At 37.0% G+C, this 12,479-nt stretch carries 15 protein-coding genes; 4 read left to right on the forward strand and 11 right to left on the reverse strand.

Annotated elements, in window-relative coordinates:
* Positions 1-126 precede the first annotated feature (126 nt).
* Positions 127-456 (forward strand): hypothetical protein, encoded by a 330-nt coding sequence (locus tag AOC36_RS11420; protein ID WP_067634423.1) that lies wholly within the window; start codon positions 127-129, stop codon positions 454-456.
* Between the two features lie 219 nt (positions 457-675).
* The gene (locus AOC36_RS12275; protein WP_157777193.1) at positions 676-837 is read left to right on the forward strand and encodes a hypothetical protein; all 162 of its coding nucleotides are present in this window, start codon (positions 676-678) and stop codon (positions 835-837) included.
* A 51-nt stretch (positions 838-888) separates the two neighbouring features.
* Here the strand turns inward: AOC36_RS12275 and metG are convergent, their stop codons facing one another.
* Complete coding sequence (gene metG / locus AOC36_RS11425; protein WP_067634425.1) at positions 889-2,814, reverse strand: methionine--tRNA ligase; 1,926 nt, start codon at positions 2,812-2,814, stop codon at positions 889-891.
* 165 nt (positions 2,815-2,979) lie between these two features.
* Here metG and AOC36_RS11430 point away from each other — a divergent pair, with 165 nt between their 5' ends.
* Positions 2,980-3,654: a MerR family transcriptional regulator gene (locus tag AOC36_RS11430; RefSeq protein ID WP_067634426.1), complete on the forward strand. Its 675-nt coding sequence runs from the start codon at positions 2,980-2,982 to the stop codon at positions 3,652-3,654.
* A 156-nt stretch (positions 3,655-3,810) separates the two neighbouring features.
* On the opposite strand, the gene AOC36_RS11435 is transcribed toward AOC36_RS11430, so the two are convergent.
* Positions 3,811-4,194: a Fur family transcriptional regulator gene (locus tag AOC36_RS11435; RefSeq protein ID WP_198401181.1), complete on the reverse strand. Its 384-nt coding sequence runs from the start codon at positions 4,192-4,194 to the stop codon at positions 3,811-3,813.
* Positions 4,195-4,385: 191 nt separating this feature from the next.
* On the opposite strand from AOC36_RS11435, the gene AOC36_RS11440 reads away from it, so the two are divergent.
* Positions 4,386-4,970 carry a uracil-DNA glycosylase family protein gene (locus tag AOC36_RS11440; RefSeq protein ID WP_067634430.1) on the forward strand — a complete coding sequence of 195 codons (585 nt, stop codon included), beginning with the start codon at positions 4,386-4,388 and terminating at the stop codon, positions 4,968-4,970.
* A gap of 26 nt (positions 4,971-4,996) precedes the next feature.
* On the opposite strand, the gene guaC is transcribed toward AOC36_RS11440, so the two are convergent.
* The 9 genes from guaC to AOC36_RS11485 all read right to left on the reverse strand — a co-directional run bounded on the left by guaC (position 4,997) and on the right by AOC36_RS11485 (position 12,330).
* Positions 4,997-5,974 (reverse strand): GMP reductase, encoded by a 978-nt coding sequence (guaC, locus tag AOC36_RS11445; RefSeq protein ID WP_067634433.1) that lies wholly within the window; start codon positions 5,972-5,974, stop codon positions 4,997-4,999.
* 68 nt (positions 5,975-6,042) lie between these two features.
* A complete protein-coding gene (rsmI, locus tag AOC36_RS11450) occupies positions 6,043-6,885 on the reverse strand; it encodes a 16S rRNA (cytidine(1402)-2'-O)-methyltransferase (protein ID WP_067634435.1) in 843 nt (280 codons plus the stop codon).
* Complete coding sequence (locus AOC36_RS11455) at positions 6,882-7,781, reverse strand: hypothetical protein (protein WP_067634438.1); 900 nt, start codon at positions 7,779-7,781, stop codon at positions 6,882-6,884. Before AOC36_RS11455 ends, rsmI begins: the two co-directional genes overlap by 4 nt.
* Positions 7,778-8,398, reverse strand: coding sequence for a dTMP kinase (gene tmk / locus AOC36_RS11460; RefSeq protein ID WP_067634440.1), 621 nt, complete (start codon positions 8,396-8,398; stop codon positions 7,778-7,780). Before tmk ends, AOC36_RS11455 begins: the two co-directional genes overlap by 4 nt.
* A gap of 135 nt (positions 8,399-8,533) precedes the next feature.
* Positions 8,534-8,917, reverse strand: coding sequence for a VOC family protein (locus AOC36_RS11465; RefSeq protein WP_067634442.1), 384 nt, complete (start codon positions 8,915-8,917; stop codon positions 8,534-8,536).
* A 49-nt stretch (positions 8,918-8,966) separates the two neighbouring features.
* Positions 8,967-9,467 (reverse strand): hypothetical protein, encoded by a 501-nt coding sequence (locus AOC36_RS11470; protein WP_067634444.1) that lies wholly within the window; start codon positions 9,465-9,467, stop codon positions 8,967-8,969.
* A 63-nt stretch (positions 9,468-9,530) separates the two neighbouring features.
* A complete protein-coding gene (locus AOC36_RS11475) occupies positions 9,531-9,851 on the reverse strand; it encodes an FtsB family cell division protein (protein ID WP_067634446.1) in 321 nt (106 codons plus the stop codon).
* A gap of 123 nt (positions 9,852-9,974) precedes the next feature.
* Positions 9,975-11,111: a pyridoxal phosphate-dependent aminotransferase gene (locus AOC36_RS11480; RefSeq protein WP_067634449.1), complete on the reverse strand. Its 1,137-nt coding sequence runs from the start codon at positions 11,109-11,111 to the stop codon at positions 9,975-9,977.
* A gap of 217 nt (positions 11,112-11,328) precedes the next feature.
* A complete protein-coding gene (locus AOC36_RS11485) occupies positions 11,329-12,330 on the reverse strand; it encodes a GntR family transcriptional regulator (protein ID WP_067634451.1) in 1,002 nt (333 codons plus the stop codon).
* Positions 12,331-12,479: the final 149 nt, after the last annotated feature.

A 12,479-nucleotide genomic window follows, 5' to 3' on the forward strand; every position in this document is an offset into this window, starting at 1 on the left:
CCACCCTTCACTTATCTCAAAAAAATTTCAATGTATGGATTATTAATATTTCATAAACATACCTACAACACCAATGAAACATTTGTTCGATATTATGAGTCTGTCAAAAGAAAAGAGGAACAGATTATGAAACTGACAAAAGTTATCGATGCATTATTTATTGGAACACGTTATGGAAGTTGGGGAATGGGTGTACTGGGTATAATTCTATCGGTCATCCTTGCTTTCGCAAACTTATCAATGGGACTTGGCCCTACATTACTCTGCGTTGCCGCCTTGTTTGTATCCCTTGGAATCACGGTCTTACTCGCACCACAAAAGTTATCCGATAGATTTATGAAGTCCAATAATAAAGTCACTGCGGGGGTTGTTTGTATTTTAGGTGCTGCAATCATAGCGGGGCTAACCTATTATACAAACGGTGGCTTTCCCATTATGAATTTGTTGTTCATCTAGGAAATAAGCGGTGATGAGTGATGACTATAGATACAAAAAAATAGCTAGGTATGAATACATCGAAGTTTCAATTTCCTTGTGAATTAAAAAAAGTTTGATGATACCTTCGATAGCATCAGGACCTTAGAATGTTCGAAAGGTTTCAAAGCGTCTGTCTATGCATATTGTATCGAATGCATTGCACTCATTGTCTTACTGGCGTGGCCCAATACAATGGCGATGCTTGTCATAACAGTATTATCACTTGTTGGGTTTACACTCCGATATGTCATTTATCGAGAAGTAAAGGGTCAAACCTTACGAATTATTACTCCGCAGATTGATGATTCTGATGATGTCTTGCTTGACATTTCAACTCAAACAGACGCACTTGTCCATTAAAGAACCAATAAAAGGACGTTATCTCAATGAAAAGATAACGTCCTTTGTTTGTTAACGAATTCGTGTTCCGTGTGCGATGCCTTGAACATTGACAAGACGAAGGGTATGCTCATCTTCTGCGGCAAGCACCATGCCTTGTGATTCAACGCCACGAAGTTTCGCAGGTTTTAAGTTCACAACAACCACAACATGTTGTCCTATAAGTTCTTCGAGTGAGTAGTAACCAACAAGTCCACTCACTACTTGAACAACTTTATATCCAAGATCAATCTTGAGGACATATAACTTGTCTGCTTTAGGATGTTTTTCACCCTCAATCACAACACCCGTTCTAAAATCAAGTTTCATAAAGTCATCGATTGTAACTTCAGGTTGTTCGGGTTCAGCCTTTGGAAGCTCTGGTTCATTTTGCTTCTCAAATTTTGCCATTGTTTCTTCCAAATCAAGCCGTTGAAGGATTGCTACAGGCGTCTTTGTGACAGGTTTATTGAGTTCAAAAAGACCAAAGTGTCCAGAAGACTCAAAGCTTGTATGCTCTGTTTGTAACTGATTTAAAATGTTTTGTGCAGTATCTGGAATGAATGGTTCAAGCAAAATTGCACCAATTCGAATTGACTCCAATAAGTTATACAGAACGGTTGCCAAGCGATCTTGGGTTTCTTCATCTTTCGCAAGTGTCCATGGTGCGGTTTCATCAATATACTTATTACAACGTCTAAACAATGCAACAATATCATTGATTGAGTCTGCAACATGAAGCGTATCCATATGCTCCACAACTTTCGATTGAAGGGTTGAAGCCATTTCAATCAATGCTTCGTCCAGTGTATCGGGTGTATGGTTTGTGGGAATTACGCCATCGAAATATTTGTTTGTCATATTTAAAGTACGGTGAACACAGTTTCCAATAATATTTGCGAAGTCCGTGTTAATTCGTTCAATCATGAGTTCATGCGTGATGGTACCATCACGCTCAAAAGGCATTTCGTGAAGCATGATGTAACGTACTGGGTCGACACCAAAGACTTCAACTAAATCATCTGCATAGATAACATTGCCTTTTGATTTGCTCATTTTCCCTTCACCAACAAGTAACCATGGATGTCCAAAGACTTGTTTCGGTAGTGGTTCCTTTAATGCCATTAAGAAAATTGGCCAATAAATCGTATGGAATCGTAGAATGTCTTTTCCAATTAAATGCACATCCGCTGGCCAAAACTCGTCGTAAAGCGGGCCATGATTTCCATCTACATCAAATCCCAAGCCTGTAATATAGTTAACAAGTGCATCAAGCCATACATACACAACATGTTCTGGATCAAAGTCAACTGGAATACCCCATTTAAAACTTGTACGCGACACCGCTAAATCTAAGAGCGGTTCTTTTAGGAAGTTTTGAAGCATTTCATTTTTTCTTGATTCTGGTTGAATAAAGTTTGGGTGTGTTTTAATATGTTCAACAAGACGATCTTGATAGTTCGATAACTTGAAGAAGTAACATGCTTCTTCTTGGACCGTTAATGGACCACCACAATCTGGACAAATTTTGTCAGGTGCTTGTGTTTCTGTGAAGTAAGACTCACATGATTGACAATAGTATCCTGAATACTTGCCAAGATAAATATCCCCTTGATCTTTAAACTTCTTAAAGATTTTTTGTACTTGTTCCATGTGATATGCATCAGTTGTACGAATAAACTTATCATAGGAAACATTCATTAAATCAAATAAATCACGAATTACTGTTGATATTTCATCTACGTGTTCCTTTGGAGTTCGGTTGCTTCTTTTTGCATAATCTTCGATTTTTTGCCCATGCTCATCGGTTCCTGTTTGAAAGCGCACATTATACCCTTGAGCTCTTTTAAAACGAGCAATACTATCTGCAAGCACAATCTCATAAATATTTCCAATATGAGGTTTTGCTGAGGTGTAGGCAATTGCCGTTGTTAAATAATAATTTTTATCTGTTTTCATCGCAAACCTCCTTGCTGTCTCAATAATTATAACTTACTTGTCAATCGTAAACAACGGTCGAAATTGAGTATTACATGAATCTTTTGAATTATTTTTACTTAATTTGAGAATATACTTGACTGACCTTAGGGGTAGGGTTAGATAATGTATGTGTGAGGTGATAAAATGACTAAGAAATTCTATACAGTTGGTGAGATGGCTGAATTATCAGGTGTTAGTGTAAAGACTTTGTATCATTATCAAAAGATTGGTATTTTATCACCGCATCGTACTGGGCCCAACAATTATCGTTACTATAGTGATCTAGAAATAAATCGACTTCAAGAAATCCTTATTTATCGAAACATGGGATTTAAACTTGAAACTATCAAAACACTCTTTGATGCACATAGCACTGATTCACGTGTCGACATCTTAAACAATCAGCTTGCTTATGCACAAAAAGAAGTGCAACATTATGAACACATCATTGATCTTTTACACCGTTCAATTGAAGATGAACTGAAAGGACACACTGTAATGGAAAAGAAAGAAAAATTTGAGAACCTTGAGAAGTATGACGATTCGATTCCACGAACACTCACAAACCTAACGGTTATAATGTCTAAACCCTATTTGATATTATTTATGCTCTTTGGAATTATGATGATATATTTTAACGGCGCATATCTTATCAACGGAGACTATATTTGGGGACCGCCTTTTGAAAGTATCCTCATCAATGTGCTCTTTATCTTGTTAGGAATCGTAACGGTTTTCACTTCCGCGAAGATTGTATTTTTCACAAAGACTAAGGACATGTTGCGAGATGTGAATGAGCCCTATCGTAAAACGAAATAATGCATAATAATGCTCCAAAACAATGAGAGTTGTTGGAGCATTTTTTTGTTCATTTGTCTTCATACACTGTGCTTTGATGTTTAGATTGACCTTGTCTTTGTTAAAAAAAATAAACCAAAGTCCTTTTGAACACACTTGTTCAGCGTTAACTTTGGTTTATGATTCCGTATTCTTCTTACAATCTTCACAGATTCCTTCAAACATCAATGAGTGTGAACACACATCACCATTGATATGTCTTTTTATCTCTTCATTAATCCCTTCGCCATACGGCAGGTCAACATCCAAGATATTATGGCATTTTGTACAATGGAAATGATAGTGCTCATTAACATTTTTATCATATACATAACCATATTGAGGATGATGAATGCGATTAATGTATCCCGCCTCATAGAGCAGGTTTAAAGCACGATATACAGTCGCAACCCCTATTGGGTCTATATCGTTTTTTAGAATATCATGTACCATCTCTGCACTTAAGTGAACATCGGATTGCATGATAAGATCAAGGATACGTTTTCTTTGTTTCGTTATCATTAACATAAAAAATCACCGCGTATAGTATACCATATCAACTCTTATTTTGAGTGATATCATTGAAAATAATTACTTTTTTTATCGATTTTGTCGAAAATCTCACGATGGAAGTTTTTGATTTAAATCGCGGTGCGCGCTTTAAGTTACTTAATCCGTACATCATGCTACAATAATCAAAGGAAGTGATACACATGAACGCCATTGATGCAATAAAAGAAAATATCAAACACGATCCAGAAAACCTTCGCTATACACAACAGGATTACAACCCAATATTTATGGCACATCCTGATGCTCGTATTTTACTTGTGGGTCAAGCACCGGGTTTAAAAACACAACTGAAGAATGATGTGTTTCGAGATCGAAGTGGTGATCGTTTAAGAGCATGGTTGGGTGTTGATGAAGACACTTTTTATAACTCACATCTTTTTGCGGTACTCCCTATGGATTTCTATTTCCCCGGAAGTAAAAAAACAGGGGATTTACCACCACGAAAAGGGTTTGCTCAGAAGTGGCATCCGCAACTTCTTGCATGCATGCCCTATATTCAACTGATCATCTTAATTGGTCAATACGCTCAGAAATATTACCTAAAAGACACAATCAAGCCAACCCTAACACAAACCGTCCGTGCTTATCAATCGTATACTCCGAAGTATTTTCCAATTGTGCATCCATCCCCCTTGAATCAACGCTGGCTTTCTAAAAACCCATTTTTTGAACACGACGTCATACCACTGCTTCAAGAAATGGTTTCAAAAATCATCAACGCATAAAAAAACCGAAGTTTAGTCTTCGGTTGTTAGATATTATCTCCATTAAAGATTGAGTTCTTCACAATTACATAATCAACTTTACGAATTGCTTCTAGATCGTTTCCACCTGCATAAGAGATTGATGATTGAAGGTCTTGTTGCATTTCAATAAGGGTGTCTTTCACACTGCCTTTATGCGCAATCAAGATTTTCTTACCTTCTACGTTTTTACGTTCACCTTTTTGATATTCTGATGCACTTCCAAAGTATTCCTTGAACTTCGCGCCATCAATTTCAATGGTTTCTCCAGGTGATTCTTCATGTCCTGCAAACAGTGAACCAATCATACACAATGTTGCACCAAAGCGTAATGATTTGGCGATATCTCCGTGATTACGAATGCCTCCATCCGCAATAATTGGTTTACGCGCAGCTTTTGAGCACCAGTTCAACGCAGCCAACTGCCACCCACCTGTACCAAATCCTGTTTTTAATTTTGTGATACATACTTTCCCAGGGCCAATTCCCAATTTAGTTGCATCAGCACCTGCATTTTCAAGTTCACGAACTGCTTCAGGTGTTCCCACATTTCCTGCAATCACAAACGCCTCTGGTAAATGTTTTTTGATATGTTGAATCATATCAATTACACTTTGTGAGTATCCATGGGCAATATCAATTGTGATGTACTCTGGTACATTCTTATCTTTGCTTAGTTTTTCAATAAAATCATATTCTTCTTTTTTTACACCAACACTTATTGATGCATAAAGGCCTTTATCATGCATCATCTTAATGAAGTCGTAACGACGTGCTTCATTGAATCGGTGCATAATATAAAAGTAATCATTCTCAGCCAACCAGATTGATAATGATTCATCAACAATCGTTTGCATATTCGCTGGAACTACCGGTAGTTTAAAGGTTCGTCCACCGAATTCTACCGATGTATCACACTCAGATCTACTGTTAACGATACACTTATTTGGAATTAACTGAATATCTTCATAATCAAATATTTTCATAAGAACCTCCTAAGCCCAAATTACTATAAACAATATCATTGGGTTTGTCAAAGCATATTCTTTATATTTCATGTTCTTGACATATATTCTTGATAAATCACATTTTTTGATAGACCTTTTTCTTTCGCAACCGCTGCGATAGCTCGTGATGGCGAAAGCCCTTCAGCGATTTTCTGATCCACTAATTCAAGATAATTCTCTTCAGTTACCTGGATATCGCTTTGTCCCTCAATCACTAAGACAAACTCTCCTTTGAGTGTATCCAGTGCTTCGATAACCTCGCTAATTGTTCCACGTAAAAATGATTCATAGCGTTTGGTGAGTTCACGGGCCAAACAGATGTTTCGATCACCCAATACGTCTCTAACAAGGGCTAATGATTTCTCTACCCGATGTACCGACACATAGAAAATTAGGGTTTCTTGACGATCTTTTAGCGCATTCAGTTGATTGCGCATTGCTTGGTCTTTATGCTCTAAAAATCCACAAAATGTAAAGGGCATTGTATCCAGTCCTGATGCAACAAGGGCATTTAAAAACGCACTACTTCCAGAAATAGGTACAACAGGATATCCTGCTTGGGTCACAGTGTCCACTAGAATATAGCCTGGATCACTGATAAGGGGATATCCAGCATCACTGATTAGCGCAACTGATTTCCCTTCACTCAAAAGTGAAAGAATACCTTCTGCACTTGAACGCTCGTTGTGTTTATGATAACTTATCTTCTTTGTTTCGATGCCAAAGTGTGCCAATAACGGCCCGCTTGTTCGTGTGTCTTCACATGCAATAACATCAACATCTTTCAACACTGCAATTGCACGCGGGGTCATTTCATCACGATTTCCAATAGGTGTTGCGACAACATATAAGGTAGGGGTTGTTTCATCAAAACTTCTTTGAAGTATCATAGATTGTCCTCCCTTATGAGTTCGTATGCAAATTGATCCATTAACATACTACTGATAACACCTGGTTGGATGCGGTCTTGAATCGCTAAGGATGCCTTGAGTACCGGCAAGAACTTTACGTCTTTATGTTTGAATTCATTGTAGTATGCAATGTGCATAAGACATAACCAATTGATGCTCTTTAGGTCCATTTTCTTTTCTTTACACGCTACTTGCAACAAAATACCAGCAACTTCCATTTCTCTTTTTTCATAATGTAATGAGAGTTGTTCCATCAAGTCAAGCAGTTGGATAAATTGTGTACTCTCACCAATCTTCAGTGCCTCATCCTTGTTTTCTGCAATGTAGGATAGATAGATGGACTCTCTTTTTGGAAACCCTGCATCCTGGATTGCACTCACAAGTGATCGTCGAAGTAATGGTTTTAAATGTACCAACAAGCAACGGCTTTGTACTGTTTCCAATACTTTATTTACATTTTGTGTTGTTAGAATTGCGGTAATGTCTGACTCGGGTTCTTCTAAGAATTTAAGAAGACTGTTAAGTGCCGATGGAGATGCTTGATCAACATCGTGTATGATGTAGATTTTCTTTGAATTGGATTCAAAAGCAGTCTGCGCCATCACTTCTTTGAGATCTAAGATTTCATCCTTTTTAATTGAGGTTTCTTTCCCACTGATGATGTGTAAATCAGCATACTCATTGTGATCAATACGCTGACATATCACGCAATTGTCTTCTCCGCCTTGGGGGCAGAAAATACGTTTGGCCATCGCAAGGGCTACTTCATAGGTATCGTTTTTTCCGATTAACATATACGCATGGGATACACGGTCCAACTTTATTTGCCGATCGAAAAAGGACAGGAATTGGTGTTGGCGTTCAAGGCCAGTCATAGTCCAAATCTTCCTTCAAGCACATCGATAATATCGTGAACTACTTTCCCAGGTGACTGGGTTGCATCAATCACAACGATTCGCTCTGGATTATTTTTGATGATTTCTTGGTATCCTTCATAGACACGTTTATGAAAAGCATCCCCTGCGAGCTCTAATCGATCTTCTGCAGCACGTTTCCCAACACGTTTTAAGCCTTCCTCAGGACTAATATCTAAAAAGAATGTAACATCTGGCATATGGTGTTCAATCGCAAATAAATTGATGCTTAAAACAGCCTCCATGCCAATACCGCGACCAACACCTTGATATGCTAAAGAACTATCCACAAATCGCTCACACCATACAACTTTATCTTCTTTTAAAGCGGGTAATATCTTTTCAATTAAATGTTGGCGTCTGCTTGCTGCATAGAGCAATGCTTCAGTTCGATCATCCATCGTATCATGTTCAACATCCAATATTATTTCTCTAATTTTTTCTGAAATACCAATCCCACCTGGCTCACGCGTCAGTACAAAAGGGATTTGTTTTGATTTAAAGTATGATTCTATATTTTTTGTAACGGTAGTTTTTCCACTACCATCAGGACCTTCTAATGTAATAAATAAACTCATATCAGCACTCCTTCATCAACCATTATACCATGATAAAACCCGTGCAAATAGTGATTGTGTTTTTCTTTATCGATAACTCCACGGAATCAACATGTACCCAAAGAAAAAAGGATATTTGTATCCTTCTTCACGTCATTACTCGGTTATTTCGATTTGATGTCCTTCAAAGCCAACAATGCAACTTTCATAATATCCATCACCCGTTGTACGCGGTCCAGAAATCACTTGGTATCCTTCATTTTGCAGTTGTTTTGTCAGTGTATCTACTTTTTCTTTTGAACCCACACTAAATGCGAGATGAGTATACCCCGTTTCATAGGGTGCTGGTTCTCTAACAATCAGGTGAGGGCGGGTCATTATTTCAAGTCTTGCGCCATCTTCAAACGTAATGAAGTAAGTTTTAAGTCCGGTTGATTTATTGTGATAGAGTTCATTTGATGTACCTTCAAAATAGGTCTCAAAGAAATTCTTTGCACGTTCAAGATCCTCAACATAGATTGCGACATGTTCAAGTTTCATGTGAAATCCTCCAATCAATTATTATTATATCCCAAATTTGATTTCGATATCATGATTTCACTGATTTTGTGGCATTATTTTGATCACTGATTTTTTTGTGACCAAGATGTACTCCAATATGACCGACTCCCAGGATTGTAATTGATATGATCATAGCGATTGAACATCCGTATACTCCAAGAAGGAAAAACGCAATAACAGGTAGCGTCGCACCTGCAACTGGAACACCAAAGTAGCTACTGTAGAAATCCTGCAGTGTATGCTCACTTTTAAAATATCGAATCCACCATGATTCATACATACACATCACAAAAAAAGCAACAAATAACCAAATGGTCCATAGATCAATTGATGTTATGTTAAAGCTGGGGGTCAAAAGGGCAAGTGTAGTCACGAGGACTTGTCCGAATCGTTCACAAAATACAAGCCATTTATTCTCTTGGTTTGGATTATAGTTTTTAGGTTGGTTTTGAGTCCAAAGCAAATTGGGTATTGTGAGCATTAGAATAAAGAGCAATCCAATATAGGAAAAACCCAGTGAATCAAACATATTTTTGGTCCTCTTTTTACGTGTTTATAATCTGAAAACGACCCCTTAGGGTCGCCTCATTTCTTATTCATCTGCTTTTGGCAATACAAAGATTTGTTCTTCTGATTTTGACATCAAATGAACACCGCGTGCAAAGTTTTGAACATAGTCAGGGTTTGATAGTTTATCTTTAGTTGCTTCAAGCGCAGCTTGTTTTTCTTCAAGTTCTGATAACTCTTGTTGAACTGTTTGCAACGTTTGGGATGATTCGTAATAACGGAACCACTCTTTCGCTGAGTTAAAGATAAGCACCCCAGAAACAAATACGATTGCGAGAGCAACTACTCCGCCAATTGCACGATTTACTGAAAATTTTCGTTTTTGTCTCAATGTCGTTTGTGTCATAACTCATCCACTTTCTATCTTGACTTACACCCACTATTATACTGACAATCCATTTAAAATCAAGGGTTGTTAGTTTCTTTCATCGCTTTCAAAGCATTTCACATCATTCTAACACAGTTAAGTCTATCCTAAATTTTTAACGAATTTTTCAAGAAGATCCAATCCTTTTTCGATGGTTTCCATGTTGTAACAGAAGGAAATTCGTACGTGTTTATCATCACCAAACGGTTTTCCTGGTACTAACATGACGCCCCCTTCTTGCGCAGCACGAATACAAAATTCTTTTGATCCCATATTAAATTTCTCAATGGAAGGGAAGATATAAAATGCACCATCTGGTAGCGCAACATCAAAGCCCATATCAACAAGTCTTTGATATGTATAATCCCGTCTTGCTTTGTATTCTTCAACAATGTCGGTTACATCGAGTTTTAAGGCAGGTATGATTGCATGTTGAATAAAGCTTGTAACACCAGTCATAACATTGTGATGCCATTTCATAAAGGCTGTAATAAGTTTTGGTGTTGTAGCGACATACCCAAGACGCCATCCTGTCATTGCATATATTTTCGAAAATGATTGAACCACAATCACTTTATCACGCAAAGCTTCAACTTGAGCGAAGCTGTGATACTCTGTATATAAAATTTTACTGTAAATTTCATCAAGGATGATAAATACATCTTTTTCTTTGAGTACTTCTGATAGTGCATTGATTGCTTCTTTTGTATAGACAGTACCTGTAGGGTTGTTTGGTGTTGTGAACATAACCGCTTTTGTATTCTCATTAATCACTTCATTTAATCGTTTCGGATCTACCATAAAATCTGTGTCGCTTGTATCAACTTCAACAAGCTTTGCACCACACATTTCAATAATTGTACGATAGATTGGATAATACGGCATCGGTACAACAACTTCATCCCCTGGGTTTAAAATAGAGTTCAAAATACATGCTAAACCTTCTGTCGAACCTTGTGTTATTAAGATATTCTCAGCAGTATAGTGTGTTCCATGTTTTTCGTTTTCATAGTCTGCAATTGCTTTTCGTATGTGTTCATACCCTTGTGCTGGAGGGTAATGCGTATCGTTATCTAAGAGGGCTTGAATGGCGGCTTTTTTGATTGAATCATCAGTATTGAAGTTAGGTTCCCCAATTGTAAGTTTTACATACTCTGGTTTTTCTTGAACATAACCTGTCAAATCCTTTACGCCGATTACTGTAGCGCTCTCAATCAATTTATTCATCGTTTTAGCCATTTCAAATGTCCTCTTTTCTATTTTGTTATTATACACCAAAAAGCAGTAAAGCGTTTATAAAATTTGGTGTAACACAGGTATAAAAACCACTTATATCTATAAAAAAATTATTCTCAACGCGTGTCTGTTTTATCTCTTTCACTGTGTTACATCATAAAATAATCTATGGACACCTTGTATCAATTTATGAACACCCTACCTAGCATCGTTTCTCATATTATCGTTTCACTTTAATGCTGTGAATCCGCTCTTCAATCGCAGTAAGAGAAGTACGCGTTAGCATGTATTCAAAATGAATAATCTTCCCGCCATTAAGAATGAATTCATGGTTTCTTTGTTGAAATGCCGGATTGGTATACAATGGTGATTCATTGAAGTTAATAATCGCATTGACCCCATTAAGGCTGTGATTCTTGGGATTGTAATCATGTTCATAATAGGCATAGATATTTTCGAATTTAAAGCCTAAGTTTGTAAGTGTATCAATGACGAGTTGTTTGAATACGTCTGTACGATATATTACTGTGATTCGTGAATATTTTGGTAAAGAACTCAAAAGCTTTAGAGTCGAGTTTGTTGGTACAATGTTTGCACGAAGGATTTTGTGATTATGTTCAGGGATTATTTCTACCAGTTGATCATAATCAATGATTGTTGCAATAATTAAATCATATGTCATCAATAAATCGCTTGGGTTTTTGCTAATTTGTATGCTATTAAGTGTCATAAAAGACAAGGTAAAAAGATAAAAAGTCTTTTGCGTTAAATACGACAACTCTGATTCAAGTTTCGATAAGATTAAGTGATTATTTGAAACAATGAGAATATTGATGTTCTCCAGTGACTTTTGGGCACTGATTTTTAGTTTTATAATATTCACAATTTCAGTATCTGTAAGCCCCATTTCATATAATTGATCAAAAGCATGATCCATAAGATCCATGGCATGTTTCTTCGTGATATCATTCAGAATTTGTGGCTGAAAAGACACATAATAGCCATCATTATGTTTCGATTCAACCAAAGACAAATCAACAAGTTGTTGATATGCCTTGCTAATTGTGCCGCGTGCGACACCCAAAAGAGAAGACAATTGCCTTTCTGATGGCAACTTAACATTATTTTGAATTCGACGTGTAAGGATTGCAGCTTTATAATATGAGACAATCTGTTCGACAATACTTAACGGCGAATCTCGGTTAATTTTGAGATTTTCCATAAGCCCCCTTTAGTCCAACGCTTTTTATTTATAGTCCAATTTAAATCTTTCGCAAACACTATTGGTATATTCATTATATACCAATCCCGCTATTTTTTTTAGTTTTATCGATGCGTATTGCACAATAAAGTTCTAGACATATAATAAAG

The organism is Erysipelothrix larvae (assembly GCF_001545095.1).
Classification (GTDB): Bacteria; Bacillota_I; Bacilli_A; order Erysipelotrichales; family Erysipelotrichaceae; genus Erysipelothrix; species Erysipelothrix larvae.

Coding starts and splice junctions, on each gene's coding strand:
- AOC36_RS11420 (WP_067634423.1), top strand. CDS start 127: ATGAAACTGACAAAAGTTATCGATGCATTATTTATTGGAACACGTTAT.
- AOC36_RS12275 (WP_157777193.1), top strand. CDS start 676: ATGCTTGTCATAACAGTATTATCACTTGTTGGGTTTACACTCCGATAT.
- metG (WP_067634425.1), bottom strand. CDS start 2,814: ATGAAAACAGATAAAAATTATTATTTAACAACGGCAATTGCCTACACC.
- AOC36_RS11430 (WP_067634426.1), top strand. CDS start 2,980: ATGACTAAGAAATTCTATACAGTTGGTGAGATGGCTGAATTATCAGGT.
- AOC36_RS11435 (WP_198401181.1), bottom strand. CDS start 4,194: ATGATAACGAAACAAAGAAAACGTATCCTTGATCTTATCATGCAATCC.
- AOC36_RS11440 (WP_067634430.1), top strand. CDS start 4,386: ATGAACGCCATTGATGCAATAAAAGAAAATATCAAACACGATCCAGAA.
- guaC (WP_067634433.1), bottom strand. CDS start 5,974: ATGAAAATATTTGATTATGAAGATATTCAGTTAATTCCAAATAAGTGT.
- rsmI (WP_067634435.1), bottom strand. CDS start 6,885: ATGATACTTCAAAGAAGTTTTGATGAAACAACCCCTACCTTATATGTT.
- AOC36_RS11455 (WP_067634438.1), bottom strand. CDS start 7,781: ATGACTGGCCTTGAACGCCAACACCAATTCCTGTCCTTTTTCGATCGG.
- tmk (WP_067634440.1), bottom strand. CDS start 8,398: ATGAGTTTATTTATTACATTAGAAGGTCCTGATGGTAGTGGAAAAACT.
- AOC36_RS11465 (WP_067634442.1), bottom strand. CDS start 8,917: ATGAAACTTGAACATGTCGCAATCTATGTTGAGGATCTTGAACGTGCA.
- AOC36_RS11470 (WP_067634444.1), bottom strand. CDS start 9,467: ATGTTTGATTCACTGGGTTTTTCCTATATTGGATTGCTCTTTATTCTA.
- AOC36_RS11475 (WP_067634446.1), bottom strand. CDS start 9,851: ATGACACAAACGACATTGAGACAAAAACGAAAATTTTCAGTAAATCGT.
- AOC36_RS11480 (WP_067634449.1), bottom strand. CDS start 11,111: ATGGCTAAAACGATGAATAAATTGATTGAGAGCGCTACAGTAATCGGC.
- AOC36_RS11485 (WP_067634451.1), bottom strand. CDS start 12,330: ATGGAAAATCTCAAAATTAACCGAGATTCGCCGTTAAGTATTGTCGAA.